This is a genomic window from Trabulsiella guamensis ATCC 49490 (assembly GCF_000734965.1).
Lineage (GTDB): Bacteria > Pseudomonadota > Gammaproteobacteria > Enterobacterales > Enterobacteriaceae > Trabulsiella > Trabulsiella guamensis.
In genome coordinates, this window is the sequence record NZ_JMTB01000259.1 from 1 (window position 1) to 254 (window position 254).

The window sequence follows — 254 nt, forward strand, 5'->3', positions numbered from 1 at the left end:
TTACCATGCTCAGGCTGATTTTTTGTTTCCTGACATCTTTCATCGTCGGCGTGCTGGGGGCTGATCTGTTCGGTTCAATGCTGGCAGCGTGGACAGGGTACAATGACAAACCGTTAGATGCGCTGGGGGCTGTGATTGTTTCGGCGATCACTATCAAGGCGCTGACCTTTATCAATGTGCAGGGGCTGGACTCGCTGTTAGACGTTCTTTCGCGATTGCGCGGAGGGGGTAAAGATGGTGACAAGTGACCTGCC

Annotated in this window: 1 protein-coding gene; it reads left to right on the top strand. The window is 53.1% G+C overall.

Annotation, left to right across the window (positions count from 1 at the left end; genetic code table 11):
• Positions 1–248 (top strand): putative holin (locus tag GTGU_RS23835; RefSeq protein WP_038164059.1); only part of this gene is annotated, 248 nt, incomplete at its 5' end.
• Between the last annotated feature and the right edge of the window lie 6 nt (positions 249–254).